This window comes from Gryllotalpicola kribbensis (genome assembly GCF_039538245.1).
GTDB classification, from domain to species: domain Bacteria; phylum Actinomycetota; class Actinomycetes; order Actinomycetales; family Microbacteriaceae; genus Gryllotalpicola; species Gryllotalpicola kribbensis.
This window is the reverse complement of record NZ_BAABBX010000010.1, coordinates 23,712-45,717: the sequence shown is the minus strand read 5'-3', so window position 1 is coordinate 45,717 and position 22,006 is coordinate 23,712. Positions and strand designations below refer to the sequence as shown.

At 71.7% G+C, this 22,006-nt stretch carries 21 protein-coding genes; 11 read left to right on the top strand and 10 right to left on the bottom strand.

Annotated elements, in window-relative coordinates; all coding sequences use genetic code 11:
• Positions 1-21 precede the first annotated feature (21 nt).
• From aqpZ to ABD716_RS06660, 6 genes are all read right to left on the bottom strand, one after another.
• Entirely contained in the window at positions 22-777 is a 756-nt protein-coding gene (aqpZ, locus tag ABD716_RS06685) for an aquaporin Z (protein ID WP_344775362.1), read from the bottom strand.
• 127 nt (positions 778-904) lie between these two features.
• Positions 905-2,224, bottom strand: coding sequence for a DUF58 domain-containing protein (locus tag ABD716_RS06680; protein ID WP_344775099.1), 1,320 nt, complete (start codon positions 2,222-2,224; stop codon positions 905-907).
• 13 nt (positions 2,225-2,237) lie between these two features.
• Positions 2,238-3,200 carry an AAA family ATPase gene (locus ABD716_RS06675; protein WP_344775097.1) on the bottom strand — a complete coding sequence of 321 codons (963 nt, stop codon included), beginning with the start codon at positions 3,198-3,200 and terminating at the stop codon, positions 2,238-2,240.
• Positions 3,197-4,315 carry a hypothetical protein gene (locus ABD716_RS06670; protein WP_344775095.1) on the bottom strand — a complete coding sequence of 373 codons (1,119 nt, stop codon included), beginning with the start codon at positions 4,313-4,315 and terminating at the stop codon, positions 3,197-3,199. Before ABD716_RS06670 ends, ABD716_RS06675 begins: the two co-directional genes overlap by 4 nt.
• The gene (locus ABD716_RS06665; RefSeq protein ID WP_344775093.1) at positions 4,312-4,980 is read right to left on the bottom strand and encodes a DUF4129 domain-containing protein; all 669 of its coding nucleotides are present in this window, start codon (positions 4,978-4,980) and stop codon (positions 4,312-4,314) included. The genes ABD716_RS06670 and ABD716_RS06665 overlap by 4 nt, the downstream gene beginning before the upstream one ends.
• Positions 4,974-6,152: a hypothetical protein gene (locus ABD716_RS06660; protein WP_344775091.1), complete on the bottom strand. Its 1,179-nt coding sequence runs from the start codon at positions 6,150-6,152 to the stop codon at positions 4,974-4,976. Before ABD716_RS06660 ends, ABD716_RS06665 begins: the two co-directional genes overlap by 7 nt.
• Positions 6,153-6,216: 64 nt before the next feature.
• Between ABD716_RS06660 and mtrA the strand changes: the two genes are divergently transcribed.
• The 6 genes from mtrA to secA all read left to right on the top strand — a co-directional run bounded on the left by mtrA (position 6,217) and on the right by secA (position 14,894).
• Positions 6,217-6,900 (top strand): MtrAB system response regulator MtrA, encoded by a 684-nt coding sequence (gene mtrA / locus ABD716_RS06655; protein ID WP_344775089.1) that lies wholly within the window; start codon positions 6,217-6,219, stop codon positions 6,898-6,900.
• A gap of 34 nt (positions 6,901-6,934) precedes the next feature.
• On the top strand, positions 6,935-8,560 hold the full coding sequence (mtrB, locus tag ABD716_RS06650) for an MtrAB system histidine kinase MtrB (protein ID WP_344775087.1): 1,626 nt from the start codon (positions 6,935-6,937) through the stop codon (positions 8,558-8,560).
• Positions 8,557-10,260, top strand: a complete 1,704-nt coding sequence (locus ABD716_RS06645) for an LpqB family beta-propeller domain-containing protein (RefSeq protein ID WP_344775085.1) — start codon at positions 8,557-8,559, stop codon at positions 10,258-10,260. The genes mtrB and ABD716_RS06645 overlap by 4 nt, the downstream gene beginning before the upstream one ends.
• A 179-nt stretch (positions 10,261-10,439) precedes the next feature.
• Positions 10,440-11,150: a ComF family protein gene (locus ABD716_RS06640; RefSeq protein WP_344775083.1), complete on the top strand. Its 711-nt coding sequence runs from the start codon at positions 10,440-10,442 to the stop codon at positions 11,148-11,150.
• Between the two features lie 98 nt (positions 11,151-11,248).
• Positions 11,249-11,950, top strand: coding sequence for a ribosome hibernation-promoting factor, HPF/YfiA family (gene hpf / locus ABD716_RS06635; RefSeq protein WP_344775081.1), 702 nt, complete (start codon positions 11,249-11,251; stop codon positions 11,948-11,950).
• Positions 11,951-12,077: 127 nt separating this feature from the next.
• On the top strand, positions 12,078-14,894 hold the full coding sequence (secA, locus tag ABD716_RS06630; RefSeq protein WP_344775079.1) for a preprotein translocase subunit SecA: 2,817 nt from the start codon (positions 12,078-12,080) through the stop codon (positions 14,892-14,894).
• A gap of 480 nt (positions 14,895-15,374) precedes the next feature.
• Here secA and ABD716_RS06625 read toward each other — a convergent pair whose 3' ends face one another.
• Positions 15,375-15,782: an Rv3235 family protein gene (locus ABD716_RS06625; RefSeq protein ID WP_344775077.1), complete on the bottom strand. Its 408-nt coding sequence runs from the start codon at positions 15,780-15,782 to the stop codon at positions 15,375-15,377.
• A gap of 142 nt (positions 15,783-15,924) precedes the next feature.
• Between ABD716_RS06625 and ABD716_RS06620 the strand changes: the two genes are divergently transcribed.
• Positions 15,925-16,515 carry a hypothetical protein gene (locus tag ABD716_RS06620; RefSeq protein ID WP_344775075.1) on the top strand — a complete coding sequence of 197 codons (591 nt, stop codon included), beginning with the start codon at positions 15,925-15,927 and terminating at the stop codon, positions 16,513-16,515.
• A gap of 39 nt (positions 16,516-16,554) precedes the next feature.
• Here ABD716_RS06620 and ABD716_RS06615 read toward each other — a convergent pair whose 3' ends face one another.
• Positions 16,555-16,833, bottom strand: coding sequence for a helix-turn-helix domain-containing protein (locus tag ABD716_RS06615; RefSeq protein ID WP_344775073.1), 279 nt, complete (start codon positions 16,831-16,833; stop codon positions 16,555-16,557).
• A gap of 87 nt (positions 16,834-16,920) precedes the next feature.
• Here ABD716_RS06615 and ABD716_RS06610 point away from each other — a divergent pair, with 87 nt between their 5' ends.
• From ABD716_RS06610 to ABD716_RS06600, 3 genes are read left to right on the top strand one after another with little or no spacing between them, the layout of a single operon-like run.
• Positions 16,921-17,547 (top strand): hypothetical protein, encoded by a 627-nt coding sequence (locus ABD716_RS06610; protein ID WP_344775071.1) that lies wholly within the window; start codon positions 16,921-16,923, stop codon positions 17,545-17,547.
• A gap of 19 nt (positions 17,548-17,566) precedes the next feature.
• A complete protein-coding gene (locus ABD716_RS06605; protein WP_344775069.1) occupies positions 17,567-18,901 on the top strand; it encodes a CpaE/TadZ family protein in 1,335 nt (444 codons plus the stop codon).
• Positions 18,885-20,387, top strand: a complete 1,503-nt coding sequence (locus tag ABD716_RS06600; RefSeq protein ID WP_344775067.1) for a sensor histidine kinase — start codon at positions 18,885-18,887, stop codon at positions 20,385-20,387. The genes ABD716_RS06605 and ABD716_RS06600 overlap by 17 nt, the downstream gene beginning before the upstream one ends.
• Before the next feature lie 180 nt (positions 20,388-20,567).
• Here ABD716_RS06600 and ABD716_RS06595 read toward each other — a convergent pair whose 3' ends face one another.
• Positions 20,568-20,816, bottom strand: coding sequence for a WhiB family transcriptional regulator (locus ABD716_RS06595; protein WP_120789842.1), 249 nt, complete (start codon positions 20,814-20,816; stop codon positions 20,568-20,570).
• A gap of 246 nt (positions 20,817-21,062) precedes the next feature.
• Here ABD716_RS06595 and ABD716_RS06590 point away from each other — a divergent pair, with 246 nt between their 5' ends.
• On the top strand, positions 21,063-21,431 hold the full coding sequence (locus tag ABD716_RS06590) for a hypothetical protein (protein ID WP_344775065.1): 369 nt from the start codon (positions 21,063-21,065) through the stop codon (positions 21,429-21,431).
• An 87-nt stretch (positions 21,432-21,518) separates the two neighbouring features.
• Here the strand turns inward: ABD716_RS06590 and bcp are convergent, their stop codons facing one another.
• Complete coding sequence (gene bcp, locus ABD716_RS06585) at positions 21,519-22,004, bottom strand: thioredoxin-dependent thiol peroxidase (protein ID WP_344775063.1); 486 nt, start codon at positions 22,002-22,004, stop codon at positions 21,519-21,521.
• Between the last annotated feature and the right edge of the window lie 2 nt (positions 22,005-22,006).

Here is a 22,006-nt window from a genome sequence, read left to right as displayed (position 1 = left end):
GGGCGAGCGGATGCCTGGCGGCTACGGCGCCTCGGTGAAGGTGCGCCCGAACAGCGGGCGGTAGCTGAACCCGGCGAGCAGCCCGCCGACGATGGGGAAGACGATGAACACCCAGATCTGCGCCCAGGCCCAGCCGCCGCCGTAGACGGCCGCCGCGATGGATCGGGCCGGGTTCACCGAGGTGTTGTCGATCGGGATCGTGATCAAGTGGATCAGGGTCAGTGACAGGCCGATCGCGAGCGGCGCGAAGCCGACCGCCCCGATCTTCGCCGTGGTGCCGAGCACGACGAAGACGAAGATCGCGGTGAAGACGATCTCGACCACGATCGCGCCGCCGAGCCCGAAGCCGCCGGGGGAGTGGTCGCCGAAGCCGTTCGAGGCGAAGCCGGCCTCGTGCGCCGCGCTGAAGAACCCGTCGCCCGTCGAGGCGATCAGCGCGATGATCGACGACCCGATCACACCGCCGACGAGCTGGGCGACGATATAGCCGACCACCTCGTTCCACGGGAACCGGCCGGCCGCGGCGACGCCGAGCGTGATGGCGGGGTTGAAGTGGCCGCCCGAGATGGGGCCGAAGGCATAGGCGCCCACGACGACCGTGAGGCCGAACGCGAGCGCGACGCCGAGGAAGCCGACGCCGAGGGAGTTCTTGTCTGCGGAAGGGAAGTTCGCTGCGAACACGGCGGTTCCGACGCCGCCCGCGACGAGCAGCAGGGTGCCGAGCGCCTCGGCGACGAGCCTGTTGAAGAAGCTCGAGGACGGGTTCGGCTCGGGAATCGTCGGCTCGGCGGGAATGGCGGGCTCTGTCGTCACGAGTGCTCTCCTAACGCGATCATCGGGGAGCGCCTGCCCCCGCTACCGGCGAGACTAGCGACACGCTCGGGCTGAGGGAACAGGCAGCTGCTCAGAGCCGGCCGGCCGCCTTGAGGTCGAGGTAGGCGTCGGTCACGGCCGGTGGCAGCGCCGCGGGGGTGCGCGTGACGACGTGCGCCCCGAGCCGTCGCACCGCCTCGCCGAGCCGCGCGGTGTCGAGCAGCGCGCGCTCGGCGGCCGCCGCCCGATAGACGGCGGCGCGGTCGTCGAGGTGGCGGGCAGCTTCGGCGATCTCGGGGTCGGTGACGGATGCCACGAGGACGGTGTGCGCCGCCGTGAGCTGCCCGAGCACCGAGAGCAGTCCCTGTGCCGCTCCGATGGAATCGAGCGAGGTGAGCAGCACGACGAGCGCTCGCTGCGTCGTGAGCGCGCGCACCTGGCCGGGAACGGCACGCCAGTCCATCTCGATGAGCTCGGGGTGAACGGATGCCAGCGCGTCGACCTCGCGCCCGAGAAGCTCGGCGCCCGAGGCGCCGTGCACGCGCGCCCGCACACGGCGGTCGAACGCGAGCAGGTCGACGCGGTCGCCGGCGCGATCGGCGATCACCGACAGCAGCAGGCTCGCCTCGATCGCGGTGTCGAGGCGCGGCTCGTCGCCGATGCGCGCGGCCGAGGTGCGGCTCGAGTCGACGACGATGACGATGCGGCGGTCGCGCTCGGGCCGCCAGGTGCGAACCATCAGCGTCGGCAACGCGGTGCCCGCTCTGGCCGTCGCGCGCCAGTCCACGCTGCGCACGTCGTCGCCGCGCACGTACTCGCGCAGCGAGTCGAACTCGGTTCCCTGCCCGCGGATCATCACCGCCGTGCGCCCGTCGAGCTCGCGAAGTCGCGCGAGCCGTGACGGCACGTGCTTGCGAGCGAGGAAGGGCGGCAGGACGCGCAGCCGGCCGGGCGCGGCCAGCACCGCCTGCCGGGCGGCGAGACCGAGCGGGCCGAGCGCGCGCACCGTCACCTGCTCGGCACGGCGCTCGCCGCGGCGGGTGGGCGTGAGCGTCAGAGCGAGCGCGCGCCGCTCGCCGGAGGGTACGCGCACGCGCTGCCGCGTCGTCGAGGCTCCCGCGGAGGGCTGCCAGGCGTCGCGGACGACCGCGCGCAGCATCCGCCCGCCCTGATTGCCGACCAGCAGACGCGACTCGACCGACTCACCCAGCCGCACGCGCACGGGAAGCTCGCGCGTCAGCGAGAGCGCCCGCGGCGACGCGGCGAGCCACACGTCGACGGCGGCGAGCAGGGCGCACAGCGCGACCCAGCCCGCGACGACTCCCCAGGCCGCCACGGCAGAGTCCCCGAGCAGCACGAGCGGCACCGCGCCGAGGGCGACGAGGATCGCGAACCGGCCGGTCAGCGCCATGTGGAATCCGCCACTAGATCGGCACCTGCACCTGCTGCAGGATCGACTGCAGGATCGCGTCCGGCGTCACCTGCTCGAGCTCGGCTTCCGGCCGCAGCTGGATGCGGTGCCGCCATACCGAGACGGCCATCGCCTTCACGTGGTCGGGCGTGATCGCGTCGTAGCCCGACAGCCAGCCCCAGGCCTTCGAGGCGGCCAGCAGCGCCGTCGCGCCGCGCGGGCTCACCCCGAGCCGCACCGACGGCGACAGCCGCGTCGCGCGGGCGAGATCGACGATGTAGCCCAGCACGTCATCGCGCGCGCCGACCCGGGTGACGGCCGTGCGAGCCGCCGCGATCTCGGCGGCGCCGACGACCGCGGTCACCCCGGCCGCGTCGAGCGAGCGGGGGTCGAAGCCCGCAGAGTGCCGGCGCAGCACCTCGAGCTCGGTGTCGCGCTCGGGCAGCGGCAGGCCGACCTTCAGCAGGAAGCGGTCGAGCTGGGCCTCGGGCAGCGGGTAGGTGCCCTCGTATTCGATGGGGTTCTGCGTCGCGGCGACGATGAACGGCTCGGGCAGCGGGTGCGAGACGCCGTCGATCGAGACCTGGCGCTCTTCCATCGCCTCGAGCAGCGCCGACTGCGTCTTCGGCGGCGTGCGGTTGATCTCGTCGGCGAGCAGGATGTTGGTGAACACCGGGCCCTCGCGGAACTCGAACCGCGCCGTCGCAGGGTCGAACACCACCGAGCCGGTGACGTCGCCCGGCATGAGGTCGGGGGTGAACTGCACGCGGGTCGTGTCGAGCGCGAGCGCCGCCGAGAGCGCGCGCACGAGCAGGGTCTTGGCGACGCCCGGCACCCCCTCGAGCAGCACGTGCCCGTTCGCGAGCAGGGCGATGATGAGGCCGCTCACCGCGCCGCCCTGGCCGACCACGGCCTTTCCGACCTCGTCGCGCACGCGCGCGAACGCCGTCCTGAGCTCATCGTCTTCCGCTCTCATCGCTGCCTTTCTCTGCTGCTTCCGGTCGTCACGATTCGGCCGTGTCGCTCGGTTTCCGCCGCGTTCGTGACGACCGCGGGGCGCGTGGGTGGAGTCGACGGGCTCGACACGGCGGCCTCGACCGCGGCGACCCGTCTGGCAAGGCTCATGAGCTCGGCGTCGCTCGCCGGCTCGGCGTCGAGCAGCACGGCGCGCACCTCGGCGGGGTCGAGCCGCGTCTGCGTGGCGACCGCGGCGCAGACATCCGCCACCGCCGCGCCCGGACCCAGCCCGACGGCCGTCGCGAGCCGCCCGACGGCGCCCATGCGCAGGGCATCGAGCGCCGTGAGTCGCGCGTCGGAGCGCTGGTACAGCCGCGCGCGCCCCTCGAGCGACTCGCTCGCCCGCACGACGACCGGCAGGTCCTCGACGACGAGCGGCCCGAAGCGGCGCCCGCGCCACACCGCGGCGGCGGCGCAGACCAGCGCGGCGAGCACGATGAGCGGCGTGACCCACGGCGGCGTGAGATCGGCGATGGTCTTGGGGGTGCCCACCCCGACGTCGGCCGGGCTCGGCGTGTACCAGATCAGCACCCGCGTGCCGCCGAGCAGCCGGATCGCCTCGCCTGCGTTCGACGCGTTGGCGATGTGCTGGTTCTCGAGCACGCTCGCGGTGCGGATCACGGCGACGTCGCGGCCGACCGCGCGCAGCGCCTCCTCCATGCCGGGGGCGGGTGCGATCAGCACGCTCCGCGCGTCGAGCCGGTCGTCGGCGGCGAGCTTCGCGGGCGACAGGTAGCGGTTCTGGTCGAACACGGCGACCGTGAGATCGTCGGGCGACGCGCTCGCCGCGGCCCGGCCCGCCTGCGCGAGCGTGGTCGCCGTGCGCACCTCGACGCCGTGCGCTCGCAGCACGCTGAGCAGCGCCTTCGCCCCCGTCGGCGTCGCGCTCGCCGGGTCGAGTTCGGGCCGCTGCTGCGTCGACTGGCCGGCGATGAGCACGCCGAGCACGGCGACGAGGACGACGACGGCGGCGATCACGAGCCTGCCGCGGCTGCGCCGCACGCGCGCGCTGAGCGTGGGCGTGAGAACGGGGGCGGATGCCCGGGCTGCGGCATCCTCGATCGTGGTGCTCATGCGCGCACCGCGCCTTCCGCGGCGAACACGAACTGCGGTGTCGCGCGCCGCACGCGCTCGTCGAGTTCGCGCAGCAGCTCGTTGGCCGCGCGGTCCTGCGCACGGCCGAGGTAGCGCGCCGCATCGAAGGTGTCGGCGGCGCCGCGCAGGGCGGCCGCCTCTGCCGGGAAGGCGCCGGCGGCCTGCAGGGCGACCTCGTGCGCGGTGGTGCCCGGCCGCACGGTGACGATCGTGCGCTCGACGAGCGAGGCCGCGATCGCCCGGAAGCGCTCGATCACCGCGAGCGACCAGTCGCCCTGTGCCGCGGCCCGATCGGCGGCGGCGCGCAGCTGCTCGGCGCTGCGGGTGTCGGCCACCTCGCCGCCGACGCGTCGCGCCCGCGAGCGCCGGCTGCGGCGCGGCAGGCCGAAGCGCAGCAGCGCGAACACGACGATCACGAGCACGAGGCCGCCGCCGATCACGGCGAGCCAGCCCGGTGCCCCGTGCCCGCCGCCGAGGCTCAGCGAATCGAACCACTCGGCGATGCGCCGGCTGAGCAGATCGAACCAGTTCGGGCGTGCGGAGGCGTACTCGGGCTTGCTCAGCTCCTGCGTGAGCCAGCGCCGGGCGGTGTCGTCGTCGGGCGTGAGCGGCGGCGCGCCGAGCCCCTCGCCGAGGGTCACCACGCCCCGGGCGGTTGCGGGGCCTGCTGCTGCGGGGGCTGCGGCGCCTGCTGTGCCTGCTGCTCGGCGAAGCGCGGCGTCGCGAAGGGGTCGCCGAGCGGCCGCCCCAGCTGCCTGTCCTCGACGTAGCGGGTGAGCACGAGGTCGAGGCCCTCGCGCCGCATCCGCTGGTCGACGTAGACGATCACCCCGGTGGCCGACTGGATGACGCTCGTGACCGCGCCGATCACGAGGGTGAACAGCAGCAGCACGCCGTAGGAGATGCCCGCGATCGCGAGCGACGACGCGTCGACCCCCGTGAACGAGCTCGGCGTGCCGGTCGGGAACGCGGCTTGCAGCGCGAACTGGAAGATCAGCGAGATCGGCGTGCTGACGATCTGGGTCGCGACCCAGCAGATGGCGATGACGAGCACCTGCGCGCCGAACACACGCCAGAACCCACCGCGCGTGAGCCGCCACGAGCGCGCGATCGCGGCGCGGATGCCGAGCCGCTCGAGCATGATGGCGGATGCTGCGAGCGAGGTCTTCCCCCACAGCCACGCCCACAGCACGGCGAAACCCGCGCCACACAGCAGCCCCACGATGACGCCGACGGCGATGAGGGCCGCGCCGCCGCCCCCGCCGCTGGCCGCGCCGGGGATCACGAGCGCGGCCACGATCCCGGCGAGCACCGCGACGCCGACGAGCAGCGCCGCGCCCACGAGGAACACGAAGCCGGCGAGCGCCCAGCGCCGCCCCCTGGTCGCATGCCACAGCTGGCCGGCGCGGGGCCGGTAGCCGAGCACGCCGTTCGCGACGTCGATCACGACGATGCCCTGCAGCACACCGCTCGCGATCACGCTGAACGCCACCGCCACGAGCGCCGCGACGATCACGGCGGCGACGCCGCCCGCCTCGATGGCGTCCCTGTCGGCATCCGTCGCGTGCGCTGCACGGTAGAGGAACCAGCCCGTCGCGCTGCCGACCACGAGCAGCGAGCCGATCACCACGAGTACCTGAATGAGCACCGCGGCCCCGAACAGGGCGCCGGTGTTGCGCCGCAGCACCTGGAACGGCGTGCCGAGCAGCTGGCCGAAGGTGAGCGGCCGCAGCGGAACGAGCCCCGGCTTCGGCGGCGGCGCCCAGGCCGGCGCAGCCCCGTACTGGGGTGGCCGCCAGCCGGTCTGATCGCTCATAACCACTAACCTAGAGAACCGAAGAGCCCGGAGACCCGAATTCTCCGGCGTGATCTGGGGACAAATGACCACACGAATCCTCGTTGTCGACGACGACACGGCGCTCGCGGAGATGATCGGCATCGTTCTGCGCAGCGAGGGCTTCGACCCCGTGTTCTGCGCAGACGGCGCCCAGGCGGTCGAGGCCTTCCGGCAGGCGGCGCCCGATCTCGTGCTGCTTGACCTGATGCTGCCGGGGCTCGACGGCATCGAGGTCGCCGAGCGGATCCGCTCCTTCTCCGGCATCCCGATCATCATGCTGACGGCCAAGTCCGACACGGCCGATGTCGTGCGCGGTCTCGAGTCCGGCGCCGACGACTACATGGTGAAGCCCTTCAACCCGAAAGAGCTGGTGGCCCGCGTGCGCGCCCGCCTGCGCCCTTCGAGCGCCGGCCCGGCGACGCCGTCGGTGCAGGTCGGCGACCTCGTCATCGATGTCGCCGCGCATGAGGTGCGGCGCGGCGAGACGCGCATCAACCTGACCCCGCTCGAGTTCGACCTGCTGCTCGCGCTCGCGAACAAGCCGCAGCAGGTGTTCACGCGCGAGATGCTGCTCGAGCAGGTCTGGGGCTACCACTACAAGGCCGACACGCGGCTCGTGAACGTGCACGTGCAGCGGCTGCGCGCCAAGGTCGAGCACGACCCCGACAACCCGCGCATCGTGCAGACGGTGCGCGGCGTCGGCTACCGCGCGGGCCTCACCGCCTAGCGGCGGCCCCAGCAGAGCTTCCTACAATCCACCCATGACAACGGCGGCGCTGCGCGTGACGGGCGGGTGGTGGCGCCGCCCGTCCGAATGGCCGGCGCGCATCGCTCGCGCGTGGGCGCGCTCGCTGCAGTTCCGCACGGTCGCCATCACGATCCTGCTCTCGGGCGTGGCGATTCTCGTGACGGGCCTCGTCATCTCGTACTCCGTCGGCAACGACCTCTACAAGTCGCGGCTCGATCAGGCGCTGCACGACGCGGGCCGTGCGCAGCAGCAGGTGCAGTCGAGCCTCGACGCGACCGATGCCAGCGACCCGGCCACGGTCCTGGGGCTCGGCCAGGCCGTGAAGTCCGTCGTGCAGGGCGCCTCCTCGAGCCGCATGCTCGCCTTCGTGCGCAAGCCCGGCCAAGCCGCCGACCCGCAGGCCCCCACCGACTACACGGCGGGCGGCATGAGCCAGAGCCTGATCTCGCGGCAGCTCTCGGACGCGGTGGCGAAGTCGGCCGACACGCTCTACTCGCAGTCGGTCGCGCTGCCCGTGGACAGCGGCTCCCGCACCAGCACGCACCCGGGCGTCATCGTCGGCACGCAGATCCAGCTGCCCACGGCGGGCACGTACCAGCTCTTCCTCGGCTACGACCTGAGCGATGCCGAGCAGACGCTCAACTTCGTGCAGCGCACCCTCGTGCTCGCCGGCATCGCGCTGATCGCGCTCATCGGTGCGCTGACCTTCGTCGTCGTGCGCTTCGTCGTCGCGCCGATCCAGCTCGCCGCGGCGACCAGCCGGCGGCTCGCAGCCGGCGACCTCGAGGTGCGCATCCCCGAGAACGGCGAGGACGTGTTCACGTCGCTCGCCCGCTCGTTCAACGCGATGGCCGACAGCCTGCAGCGGCAGATCACGCAGCTCGCAACCCTCTCGCAGCTGCAGCAGAGATTCGTCTCGGATGTCTCGCATGAGCTGCGCACGCCGCTGACCACCATCCGCCTCGCCTCCGAGCACCTCCACGACCGCAAGGGCGACTTCGACGAGTCGACGATGCGCACCGCCGAGCTGCTGCACGCGCAGGTCGAGCGCTTCGACCTGCTGCTGTCCGACCTGCTCGAGATCAGCCGCTACGACGCGGGGTCGGTCTCGCTCGAGATCGAGATGACGAGCCTCGTGAGACTCGCCGAGGACGCGATCGACGAGTTCGAGCCGCTCGCCGAGGCGAACGGGACCACCCTGCGCCTGTCGGCGCCCGGGGGCTACGCCGAAGTGCCGATGGATGCCCGGCGCATCCGCCGCGTCATCCGCAACCTCATCGGCAACGCCATCGAGCACGGCGAGGGCAAGCCGATCGAGGTCATCGTCGACAGCAACCGCAGCGCCGTCGCACTCGCCGTGCGCGACCACGGCATGGGCATGAGCGAGAGCGAGGTGGGGCACGTCTTCGACCGGTTCTGGCGCGCCGACCCCTCGCGCCGCCGCACGATCGGCGGCACGGGGCTCGGCCTCGCGATCTCGCAGGAGGACGCGCTCGTGCACGGCGGGCTGCTCGACGTCTGGTCGCGGCCGGGCGAGGGGTCCTGCTTCCGCCTGACTCTGCCGCGGCGCCGTGGCGGGGCGATCGGCGAGTCGCCGATTCCGCTGCAGCCCGCCGACCCCCAGGAGGTGAGCCGATGAGGCGCTGGCGCAGTGCGCTTCTCGTCGTGGTCGCCGCGCTCGCGGCATCCGTTCTCGCCGCCTGCGCCACGATCCCGCGCGAGGGGCCCGTCACCCGCGGCGGGCCGGTGTCCGCGCAGGACAACCCGTTCGGTCAGGTCGACTACCACCCGCTCGGCCCGGGCGACGGCGAGACGCAGGCGCAGATCCTGAACGGGTTCATCCAGGCCGCGGTGAGCCCCGAGACGGGCTACCAGATCGCCCGCGAGTTCCTCTCGTCGTCGTTCCGCAGCCAGTGGAATCCGGACGCCTCGGTGACGGTCGACCGTGCGGCGCTGCGCCGCGAGCCGCAGCGCGTGAACTCGACAGAGCTGAACCTGCAGATCACGCCCTCGGCGTTCATCGACCAGAGCGGCAACTACCGCGCAGCCGACTCGCAGGCGCCCGTGCCGCTCAGATACACCTTCGTCAAAGAGCACGGGCAGTGGCGCATCTCGGACGCCCCGTCGGGGATCGTCATCGACTCCGACCAGTTCCAGAACGTCTTCAGCCCGCATCCGCTCTACTTCTACAGCCCCGACTACCGCTTCCTCGTGCCCGACCTGCGCTGGTTCCCCTCCTCGCGCACGACGATCGCGACCCGCATCGCGAAGGCGCTGCTCGCGGGGCCGTCGCCGTGGCTGCAGGATGCCGTCGTGACCGCCTTCCCGAAGGGGACCCAGCTCGCGAGCGGCTCGGTCGTGGTCACGGGCGGGGCGGCGCAGGTCGCGCTCAATGCCGTCGCGGCGGGCGCCGACGAGCCGACCGTGAACCGCATGGACGAGCAGCTGACTGAGAGCCTCGGCACGAGCGCGTCCTCCGTCACGCTCTCGATCGGCGGCGTGAACCAGAACGTGAGCGGGGCGACGGATGCCGTGCAGGACCCGCCCGTCGTCTCGAGCCCCCTCGTGCTCAAGGGCGGCAAGTTCGGCTTCCTCTCGGGCAAATCGGTCGTCTCCCTCGGCGGCGTCGCCGACCAGCTCGTCGCGCTGCACCCGACGGCCGCGACCGTGAGCGCCAACGGGGCGGCCGCGGCCGCGCTCGCGGGCGGTGCCGCGTATGCCGTGTCGGCGGCGCTCGAGAACCCGGTCATGATCGACACGCGGCACGGTCTCATCGCTCCGGCCATCGACAGTCGGGGCATCGTGTGGTCGGCGACCCGCGACGCCAGGGCCGACTTCGCGGTCTCGGCGGGTGACGGCGCCACCGCGTCGCTGAAGGCCGCCTGGCCCGATGCGCGCCAGCTGCTCTCGTTCGCGATCTCGCGCGACGGCACCCGGCTCGCCGCCCTGATCGGAACGAGCGACGGGCAGTCGCACCTCATGGTCGCCGGCATCGTGCGCGACTCGACGGGCCACCCGACCCGCATCGGCGAGCCGGTCGACCTGGGCGGGCTGGGGCTCTCCTCTGGCATCAGCCTGGCGTGGAGCGACGAGCTCTCCGTCGCCGTGCTCGGCGTCAGCCCCCAGGGCGGCACCGCGATCGTGACCCAGCAGCTGGGCGGCACCCTCTCGGACCCGACGGCCGGCCCCGCCGACGGCACGGTGATCGCCGCGGGCAACCCGTCGTCGGAGCTCTGGGTGCTCACCTCGGGCGGCGCGCTCGAGAGCCCGGCCGGCAACGGCTGGCAGACGACCGCGACCGACGTCGAGGTGCTCGCGACCCAGCAGGGCCGCTCCTAGGGCGGGCGCCCGCGAGCCGCCGCATGAGCGCGGCCCCCTCCGCCGAGACGACGCCACATGTCGCTCTGGCGCCGCATTGCGGCACCTGCGGTCGTCTCGCGTGAGCTCCGAAGGGGCTTTCCACAGGGGGAACGGTGTGGGCGCGCGGCGGCGGAGCGGATGGGGCAGGATCGCGTGCCATGTGGGAGCGCGTGCGCGAAGCGGTGCTGGATGCCTGGGCCGTGCTCGCGCCGACGGAGTGCGCCGGCTGCGGCGCCCCCGACCGCGCGCTGTGCGCCTCCTGCCGCGCCGAGCTCGCGGCCGTGCACCCCGTGCGCGAGTCCCTGACCCGCGACGACGGCAGCGAGCTCGGGGTGTGGCGCGCCTTCGAATACGGGGGAGTGGCCCGCAGCATCCTGCTCGCCTTCAAGGACGGAGGGCGAACGGATGCCGCGCCCGCGCTCGCCTCCGTGCTGGGGCGGGTGCTGCGCGCGGCGCTCGCCGAGGCGCCTCGCGAGGCGCACGGCCGCGTCGAGCTGGCCGCGATCCCGAGCTCGCGCGCCGCTTTCCGCCGCCGCGGCTACCGCCACGTGCCGCTGCTGCTGCGCCGGGCCGGGTACCGGGACTCCGGTGCGCTTCGCGCCACCCGACAGACTCAAGACCAATCCAACTTAGATACCACATCGCGATATGCGAATCGTGCGGAGGCGCTGACAGTCACGGGGCCGCCCGGCCGCCGCTTCGTGCTCATCGTCGACGACATCGTGACGACCGGCGCGACGGTATTGGAAGCTGATCGGGCCTTTCGGGCGGCGGGGCATGTCGTGGTCGGCGTGGTCGCCCTGGCGCGCACCGCGCGCCGCGTTCCGAAGCTGGGAGCGCATGCCGAAATCCGCAGAAATTGCCCGTGACATCACCAGAGGGCGGAACTAGGTTGGTCGGCACAGAGCAGGTGCGGCTCCACCCACCGGCAACCACGGTGGGAACGCACCGAGAACAGGAGGTTGCGATGGAAATCGACATCGTCGGACGCGGCGCCCAGATCACGGACCGTTTTCGCGAGTACGTGACCGAGAAGGCCGAGAAGGTGTCCCACCTGGCCGAGCGAGCTCTTGTCTTCGAGATCAAGCTCTCCCGTCTCACCACGCGGGGCGGAACGCCCGGTGACGAGAGGGTCGAGCTGACGCTCGTCGGGCGCGGGCCCGTGGTCCGCGCGGAGGCGACGGCCGCCGACAAATACGCGGCGTTCGACATCGCCATCGGCCGGCTGCTCGAGCGCGTGCGCCGCGCGAAGGACCGCCGCAAGGTGCACCGCGGTGGCGCGCACCGGCAGACCTCGTTGCACGACGCGGCGAGCGGTGCGTTCGCCCAGACCGACGTGACGCCGATCTCGGGCAACGCGCTCACGCAGCTCGCGACGGGCGCCGTCCCGGTGCAGTCCGAGGCGGCGGAGGACGAGAAGGACGAGTACTGCCCCGTCGTCATCCGCACGAAGACCTTCGCGTCCGTTCCGATGACCGTCGACGACGCGCTCTACTACATGGAGCTCGTCGGGCACGATTTCTATCTGTTCATCGACGCAGAGACCGAGCGGCCGAGCGTCGTCTACCGGCGCAAGGGCTGGGACTACGGCGTGATCCAGCTCGATGACAACGCCGACGAGCTGCAGGAGGCCGCCACGGCCGCCCGCAAACTCGAGTCCGTCAAGTAGCGGCGATCTCACGGGGCGGCGGATGCCTGAGGCATCCGCCGCCCTCTCCCTGTCCGTTCAGGGCGGGCGTGACCCGCTCGTCTAGACTGACCGGGATCCCCCGCTCTCGAACAAGTGGAGTTCTTCAGTGGCCTCAGTCCTGGAAAAGGTCCTGCGCGTCGGCGAAGGCCGGCTGCTGCGCAAACTCGAAGGCTATGCGCGCGCCGTCAACGCTCTCGAAGACGACTTCAAGGAGCTCACCGACGACGAGCTGCGCAACGAGACCGTCGAGCTGCGCGAGCGCTACGCCGAGGGCGAGAGCCTCGACGATCTGCTGCCTGAGGCGTTCGCCGCCGTGCGAGAGGCGGCGCGCCGGGTGCTCGGCATGCGCCACTTCGATGTTCAGATCATGGGTGGCGCCGCGCTGCACCTCGGCAACATCGCCGAGATGAAGACCGGTGAGGGCAAGACCCTCGTCGCGACGACCGCCGCGTACCTCAACGCCATCCCGAGCCGCGGCGTGCACGTCATCACCACCAACGACTTCCTCGCGAGCTACCAGAGCGAGCTCATGGGCCGCGTCTACCGCGCGCTCGGCATGTCGACCGGCGTCATCCTCGCCGGCCAGACGCCCGAGGAGCGCCGCGAGCAGTACGCCGCCGACATCACCTATGGCACGAACAACGAGTTCGGCTTCGACTACCTGCGCGATAACATGGCGTGGCAGGCATCCGACATGGTCCAGCGCGGCCACAACTTCGCGATCGTCGACGAGGTCGACTCGATCCTCATCGACGAGGCGCGCACGCCGCTCATCATCTCGGGGCCGTCGTCGGGCGAGGCGAACCGGTGGTTCACCGAGTTCGCGCGGCTCGCGACCCGGCTGGTTCCCGGCGAGGACTACGAGGTCGACGAGAAGAAGCGCACGGTCGGCGTGCTCGAGCCCGGCATCGCGAAGGTCGAGGACTACCTCGGCATCGACAACCTCTACGAGTCGGCGAACACCCCGCTGATCTCGTTCCTCAACAACGCGATCAAGGCGAACGCGCTGTTCAAGCGCGACAAGGACTACGTCGTCATGAACGACGAGGTGCTCATCGTCGACGAGCACACCGGCCGCATCCTGATGGGCCGGCGCTACAACGAGGGCATCCACCAGGCGATCGAGGCGAAGGAGGGCGTGCCGGTCAAGGCCGAGAACCAGACCCTCGCCACCGTCACGCTGCAGAACTACTTCCGCCTGTACAAGAAGCTGTCGGGCATGACCGGTACCGCCGAGACCGAGGCGGCCGAGTTCATGTCGACGTACAAGCTCGGCGTGGTCGTCATTCCGACCAACAAGCCCATGATCCGCAAGGACATGCCCGACCTCGTCTACAAGAACGAAGAGGTCAAGTTCGCGCAGGTCGTCGAGGACATCGTCGCGCGGCACGAGAAGGGCCAGCCGGTGCTCGTCGGCACCACCTCGGTCGAGAAGAGCGAGTACCTCTCGCGGCTGCTCGCCAAGCGCGGCGTGCGCCACGAGGTGCTCAACGCGAAGAACCACGCTCGCGAGGCCGCGATCGTCGCACAGGCCGGCCGCCTCGGCGCCGTCACCGTCGCGACCAACATGGCCGGCCGCGGCACCGACATCATGCTCGGCGGCAACGTCGAGTTCCTCACCGTCGCCGAGCTCAACGCGCGCGGGCTGTCGCCGGAAGAGACGCCCGACGAGTACCAGGCCGCCTGGGACGAGACGTTCGAGAAGCTGAAGTCGGCCGCCGCCGAAGAGGCCGACAAGGTCCGCGAAGCGGGCGGGCTCTACGTGCTCGGCACCGAGCGCCACGAGTCGCGCCGCATCGACAACCAGCTGCGCGGCCGCTCGGGCCGCCAGGGAGACCCGGGCGAGAGCCGCTTCTACCTGTCGCTCACCGACGACCTGATGCGCCTGTTCAACGCCGGCGCCGCCGAGTCGCTGCTCGGCCGGGCATCCACGCCCGACGACCTCGCCATCGAGTCCAAGCTGGTTTCGCGCGCGATCCGCAGCGCCCAGGCGCAGGTCGAGGCGCGCAACGCCGAGATCCGCAAGAACGTCCTCAAGTACGACGACGTCCTGAACCGCCAGCGCGAGGCGATCTACGCCGACCGCCGCCACATCCTCGAGGGCGACGACCTGCACGAGCGCGTGCAGAAGTTCCTCGACGACGTCGTCGACGAGGTACTCGACGAGCACACCGGCGAGGGCAACGGCGACGACTGGGACTTCGACGCCCTGTGGAGCGAGCTCAAGACGCTGTACCCCGTCGGCATCACGATCGACGAGGTCGTCGCCGAGGCCGGGTCGAAGGGGCGCATCAACCGCGAGTTCATGCGTCGCGAGATCCTCTCCGACGCGCACGTCGCCTACCAGCGCCGCGAGGAGCAGCTCGGTGCGCCCGCGATGCGTGAGCTCGAGCGCCGCGTCGTGCTCTCGGTGATCGACCGCCGCTGGCGCGACCACCTCTACGAGATGGACTACCTGAAGGACGGCATCGGCCTGCGCGCCATGGCGCAGCGCGACCCGCTGGTCGAGTACCAGCGCGAGGGCTACGCCATGTACCAGCAGATGATGGGCGCGATTCGCGAAGAGACGATCGGATTCCTGTTCAACCTCGAGGTCGAGGTGACGCAGGCGGCCGGCGAGGTCTCGGGCGTCGCCGCGAAGGGGCTCGACCAGTCGCAGCAGCAGGGTCTGTCGTACTCGGCTCCGAGCGACTCGGGCGGGGTCGAGGTGCGCGGCCAGAGCGGCCAAGTCGACCGCGCCGCATCCGAGCGCGCCGAGCGCGCGGCGCGCCGCCGCGAGCTGCAGCAGGGGGAGCCGCAGGCGCCCGCCGCGCAGCAGGGCGGTGCTCGCGGCGCCTTCGGTCAGCGCACCGGCGACGCCGCTGCCTCCGAGGACGAGCCGCAGAACCGCGCCCAGCGCCGCGCCCAGAACCGCAAGCGGTAGGGCCTTCCCGCGCGGCGACACTAGACGCCGTTTTGTGCCCTGCGGGTTCTCGCGCGGCGACACTAGACGCCGATTTGCGCCCTGCCGGTACTTGCGCGGCGACACTAGATGCCGTTTTTGCGACGCAGATCTCCCGCCGGACGACAGTAGATGCCGTTCTCCCGCGGGATTTCGGCGTCTAGTGTCGCCGGGCTGGAATCGCGGGGCGCGTTTCGGCGTCTAGTGTCGTCGCGCGGAACTGCGTGGGCGCATTCCGGCGTCTAGTGTCGCCGCGCGGAACTGCGTGGGCGCATTCCGGCATCGAATGTCGCCGCGCAGGGGCACGAGGGCGCAGAACGACGCCCGGCATCACCGCACGATCGAACAGCCCACCCGCGACCGGGCGCGACTGTGCGCGGTCGGCTCGCCCGAGACGCGCGCGCCGCGGAGTGGGTTGCTACAGCACGCTGATCGACGTCGCGCGCGCCGCCGAGCGGGTTGCTACAGCACGCTGATGCTCGTCGCGCGCCAGCGCGAGTCGAGCCCCTCGAGGCGCAGCGCCACGGCGCGCACGCGCTGCGGCATCTGAACGACGACGGTCGCCTCGACGATGCCGGCGTCGGGCTCGAAGGTGCGGATCGAGAGGATCGTCAATCGCGGCCGTTGCGCGGGTGCCCGCTTCAGCGCCCGCGACCGCGCTGCGAAGCTGACCCGGCGAGCGAGCTTCGTGTAGACGTCGTCGGTGATCCAGCGCGCGATCTGCTCGAGTTCGCGGGCGCCCGCCAGGATCTCGATCACGCAGCGCGTCAGGTTGGTGATGAGGGGTTCAGGATCGGGCAGATCCGCCGTGCGCTGAACCCCGAAGTAGTCGTCGACATCGAACCGCTCATGGCGCTGTGCGTTCGCCATTCTTCCCCCAGCTTGTGCGAGCTCGACGAGACGGTCGTCGAGTGTTTGTGACCCTTTCATGGGTCACGGCGCCAGCGCCAGAGGTTTTTTCCATTGTTGATAACTTTTCCGCCGCGCCTCGGCGCCGGCTAGCGTCGCCCCCATGCGCTTCGATCTGCTCTTCGACGACCTCGAGGCTCAGCTCGAGTCCCGGCTCGACGCAGAGGGCGCGCAGCAGCGCGGCGAAGAGGAGCGGCTGCGCGCCGCCCGCACGAGTCTGCGCGACCGGCTGGCTTCTCTCGCGGGGAAGGCCGGGCCGGGCATCCGCCTGCGCCTCGTTGACGGCTTGGCCGTCGACATCGCGCCGGTGACGGTGGGGCGCGACTGGCTCGCGGCCGAGCTCGACGGCGGGGGCGAGTGTGTGGTGCCGCTCGGGTCGATCGCGTCGGTCACGCTGAGCGCGGCGCGGCTTCGCCAGAGCAGAGAGCAGATGCCTGAGCAGCAGCCGCCCGCGGCCGGCGGACTCTCGGCCAAGATCGGCATCGGGGTGGTGCTGCGCGATCTCGCCCGTCGGCGGGTTCCGCTCGATGTGCTGGGCCGCGCGGAACCCGTTCCGCTGCACGGCACGATCGACCGGGTCGGTGCGGACCACTTCGATCTCGCCGTGCACGAGCGAGGGGCGGTGCGACGCGAGTCCAGCGTGATCGAGCACCGCATGGTCGCCCTCACGGCGGTCACGCTGCTGCGGCTCTGACCGGGGGCGACCACGGCGGCTGGAGCGGCCGCGGCGGCGTCAGTCGCCGGGGCGCAGAATCGTGCCGCCCGACAGCTCGGTGAGGCTCGCGAAGTCGGACTGCTCCCACAGGGCGCGACGGCGCTGCTCTTCGTAGAGACTCGCGATGTAGGACTCGAGCACCTCGCGCTCGATGCGCCACTGCGGGCCCACCTTGATCGCGGGCAGCTCGCCCGTCTCGACGAGAGCGGTCACGTCGGCGAGCTCGACGTTCAGGATCTCCGCGCAGTCGGCCGTCGTCAGGAAACGCACGGCATCGCCTGCGGAGTGGCTGGTCATGTCCTCTATTGTGTCGACCATCCGAGCGATCCAGCGTCACTGTGGATAACTTTCCCCGGGGCTTGACGGATTCGCCAGCATGGGGTCATGAGCACACCGCCGACCGTGCCCCGACCCCGCCCGACCTGGCGCGAGCCCCGCTTCCTTCTCGGAATCGTGCTGGTCATCGCGTCGGTGGCCGGCGTGGCCGGGCTCGTGGTCGCCTCCGACCGCAGCGTCGAGGTGTTCGCGGCACGGCACGCCCTGGCGGCGGGCGACGAGGTCTCGGCGAGCGACCTGGTCGGCGTGCGGGTGCGACTGGGCGCGGCATCCTCGGCATACCTGCGGGCTGCGCCCCAGTCCGACACGGTCGTCACCCGCACCATCGCCGCGGGCGAGCTGGTGCCGGTCGGCGCCCTCGGCGCCGCGTCCGCCCAGCGCAGGACGAGCGTCGTGATCAGCGTCGACGGCGAGCTGCCCGCGTCGATCGACATCGGCAGTGCCGTCGACGTCTGGTCGGCTGCGGCGACGGGGGAGGGCACGGGCGCGCCGAAGTTCGCGGCGCCGCGGGTGCTCGTGCCCGACGGCACCGTCGTGCGGGTCGTGCGCGATTCGGGCCTCGGGGCGACCGGCGGCGTCGCGGTCGAGGTGCGCGTCCCGAAGGACGCGACCGCCGAAGTGCTCGAGTCGCTCGCCAACGGCGACGCGATCACGGTGCTGCCGGCGGACGCGTGAGGGGAAGGGGAGGACCGAGATGGCCCAGCTCGCTCTGAGCCTTGACCGTCACGCCGAAGACGCACTGCTGCCCGGAGCGCTGCAGGCCGGCCACGCGGTCGTCGCGCGGGTGCAGACCGCGGGCGAGCTCGCGGCCACGCTGGCCGCGCACGACGTCGAGCTCGCCCTCGTGTCGGCGGCCAGGTCGCGGCTCACCCCTGAGCTCTGCGCCGCGGCCGCAGCCGCCGGCGTGCGCCTGGTCGTCTTCGCGCAGACGGTCGACGAGCGCGACGTCGCGTCGCGCGCGGGCGCGCCCGAGGTGCTGATCGAGCCCGCGAGCTGGGCCGAGCTCGAGCGGCTGCTCACGTCCGCCGCCTCCGGTGCGCCCGGCGCGGGTGGGGGCGTGCGCACGGCGAGCGTCGAGTCCGGGCCGGGCGCGCCGATGCGGCAGTCCTCGGTCATCGCGGTCTGGGGGCCGACGGGGGCTCCGGGTCGCACCTCGCTCGCTGTCTCAGTCGCGGCCGAGCTGGCTCTGCTCGGCAGCAATGTCGCGCTCATCGATGCCGACAGTTACGGGGGCGCCGTCGCACCATGGCTCGGACTGCTCGACGAGACGCCGGGCTTCGCCGCCGCGTGCCGCCTCGCCGGGAACGACGCCCTCACCCGGGCAGAGTTCGACCGCGTCGCGCAATACGTGCCGATGCCGCAGGGCGCGCTCGCCGTGCTCACCGGCATCGCCCGGGCGAGCCGCTGGCCCGAGCTCGGCAGCGAGCGGGTGGGGCGCGTCGTCGACGCGGCCGCGGGCTGGTTCGACCACGTCGTCGTCGATGTCGGCTTCAACCTCGAGGCCGACGAAGAGATCGCGAGCGATCTGTTCGCCCCGCGGCGCAATGCGGCGACCCTGACCGTGCTCGAGCACGCGACGCAGCTCGTCGCCGTCGGGCTCGCGGACCCGCTCGGACTGTCGCGGCTGCTTCGCGGCTGGGCGGATGCCGTGGCCGCAGCCCCGGGCGCCCGCCACCGTCTCGTCGTGAACCGGCTGCGCGCCTCCGTTCTGGGCGGGAACCCCGCCGGGCAGGTGAGCGGGGCCCTGCAGCGCTTCGGCGGCATCGCCCCCGCGGCGCTCATCCCCGACGATCCGCCGGCCTTCGACGCTGCGATGCTGGCGGCGGCGCCGCTTGCGATCGCGGCTCCGCGCTCCGCAGCGCGCGAGGAGATTCGTGGATTCGTGCACGGTGCGCTGCTCGGTCTACCGGCGACCCCTCAGCCGAGCCGCCGTCGAGGCATCCGCTCGAAGCATGCGCGAGCCTCTCTGCCGGCCCCGGTGGCCGCGTCGCGGCCGACCATAGAATTGTCGGGTGTCGACCCTCAGTGACCTCGTCATCGCCCACGGGCGCTCCACCCCCGAGGACATCGAGTGGATGCACATGCTCGTGGGCGACGCCCAGCTGCTCGCCGATCTCGCCTTCGCCGACATCGTGCTGTGGGTGCCCACCGAAGACGGGTTCATCGCCGTCGCGCACTCGCGCCCATCGAGCGCGGCGACGCTGTTCTACCGCGACATCGTCGGGCAGAAGATCCGCCCCGAGTGGCGCACACAGGTGACCGAGGCGTTCGAGACGGGGCAGATCGTCGATTCGAGCGCCCCGGAGTGGTACGAAGAGACGCCGACCCGCGTGCGCGCCGTGCCGGTGCTGCGCCGCCTCGGCGCAGGCAGCGCCAAGACGACCGATTCCCCGATCGCCGTGCTCACGCGCCACACGAACCTGAGCGAGGCGCGCACCCCCGGTCGCCAAGAGCTCACCTTCAACGACTGCGCGAACGACCTGTTCGCGATGATCGCCTCGGGCGACTTCCCCGACCTGGGCGCCCCGAGCGGTCCGCGCCGTGGCGCACCGCGCGCGTCCGACGGCCTCATCCGGCTCGACGTCGAGGGCATCACGACCTTCGCGAGCCCGAACGCACTGTCGGCGTTCAACCGCATCGGGTTCACCGACGAGCTCGAGGGCGAGTCGCTCGCCGAGGTCACCACGCAGCTACTCACGGGGCACACCGCGTTCGACGAATCCCTGCCCCTCGTGGTGACGGGTCGGGCGCCGTGGCGCACCGACATCGACGTGCGCGGGGTGACGGTCTCGCTGCGCGCCATCCCCATCCGCAACCGGGGCGAGCGCGTCGGCGCGATCGTGCTCGTGCGCGACGTCACCGAGATGCGCCATCAGGAGCGCGAGCTGATCACGAAGGACGCGACGATCCGCGAGATCCACCATCGCGTCAAGAACAACCTGCAGACGGTGGCCTCTCTGCTGCGCATCCAGGCGCGTCGCTCGCACTCCGACGAGGCGAAAGACGCGCTCGGCCAGGCGCAGCGCCGCGTCGCCGCGATCGCGGTCGTGCACGACACGCTGTCGACCGGACTCGCGCAGGCGGTCGACTTCGACGACGTGTTCGACCGCGTGCTGCTGCTCGTCGCCGAGGTCGCGGCGGGGCACAACACCTCGGTGCGCCCCGTGAAGAAGGGCCGCTTCGGGGTGCTGCCGAGCGAGGCGGCGACCCCTCTCGCGCTCGCACTCACCGAGCTCGTGACGAACGCCGTCGAGCACGGCCTCGCCGACCGCTCTGGCGAGGTTCAGATCATCGCCGAGCGCAGCGAGGAGCAGCTGACGGTGAAGATCGTCGACGACGGCACGGGCCTGCCCGAGGGCAAGGTCGGTGCGGGCCTCGGCACGCAGATCGTCCGCACCCTCATTCAGGGCGAGTTGGGCGGATCGATCGACTGGCACACGATGATGGGCACCGGCACCGAGGTGACGGTGGAGATCCCGCTGCGGTTCCTGACCAGCGGTTCCGCCGGCGCCTGAGGCGCGCCGGGTGCGTACGGCCGTAGGCGCGGCGCGCATTCCGCACGCTCGCGCGTACCGATGCACCCCCCGCGTACGCGGAATCGTGCGTTCTAGGTGTCGCGCGCAGCCATGTGACGGCGTCGGGCCGCCGGCCGGGTGAGGGTAAGCGGCGCTGGGCCGCCGGGGCGCCGGCGCGCGCTAGGCCGAGCGGCGGGCGCGCGCGGCGCGGCGCTTGAGTGCGCGGCGCTCGTCTTCGGACAGCCCGCCCCAGACGCCCGAGTCCTGGCCGGTCTCAAGGGCGTACTGCAGGCAGACCTCGGTGACGGGGCAACGGCCGCAGACCTGCTTGGCCTTCTCGATCTGGTCGACGGCAGGGCCCGTGTTGCCGACCGGGAAGAACAGCTCGGGGTCAGCGGTGAGACATGCGGCCTTGTCGCGCCAGTCCATGGGGATGCTCCTTTTGTTGCATGAAAGCAGACGCAGGCATTCGGGTTGTCGCCTCGTCGGCAGTGATGACGACCGGATCAGGGCCGAAAGATCGTGGGGATTTTTGACCTGCCCACAGCCCCGTGAGCGATTAACCGGACCCCTGTATCCTCCCATGGGGGCAAGAGCCAGATCAAGAGTTTTGAGTGGGATAACACTGTGAACACCAGCCGGAAACCCGCATCTGATAAGGGATCCCGCGGCGCTGTGACGGCGCTCGCGGTGGTCTTGGGCGTCGAGGCGGTGCTGGTGCTCGGTGCAACCGCACTCACCATAGTGCAGTTCGCGACGCACGGTGCTCAGGTCGAAGCCGACGGCTTCGCATTCGTCGCGTGCCTGGTGATCGGATTCCTGTGGGTAGGTCTCGCCGCCGTCGGGGTGTGGCTCGAGAAGCGCTGGTCGCGCGGCCTCACGATCGTGTGGCAGATCATCCAGCTCGTGGTCGGCGTCGGCGCTCTGCAGGGGCTGCTCGCCGGGCCGCTCGAGGGGGCCGTGCTGCTCACGCTCGGGCTCGCGGGAATCGTGCTGGTGCTGACCCCGGGGGTCACACGCGCGCTGCGCGGGAACGCGGCGTAGGTCTCCATTCGGCTGCGCCGAGTCGACCCACGGGGCGGACTGCGCCGAGTCGACCCACGGGGCGGACTGCGCCGAACCCGCCCGCCATCACGCGAGCTTGAGCTTCTTCGTCAGCATGCCGAGGTGCCCCTTCGCCTTCACGTTGTAGAGGGCGTGCTCGAGGGCCCCGTCCGGCCCGACGACGAAGGTCGAGCGCAGCACCCCCGTGACGGTCTTGCCGTACAGCTGCTTCTCGCCCCAGGCGCCGTAGGCCCGGTGCACCTCGAGGGATTCGTCGGAGAGCACCGGGAAGTTGAGGTGCTCTTGCTCGGCGAACTTCGCGAGCGTCGCAACGGGGTCCTTCGAGATGCCGAGCACCGCATAGCCGGCATCCGTCAGCGCTGCGAGCCCGTCGCGGAAATCGCAGGCCTGCGTCGTGCAGGCGGGCGTGAGCGCCGCCGGGTAGAAGTAGACGATCACGTGGCGACCGGCGAAGTCGGCGAGCGACACGGTGGTTCCGGAGGCATCGGGAAGGGAGAACGCGGGCGCGGGGTCGCCCGCCGAGAGGCGGCCGGCAACGGGAGCAGAAGTCACCC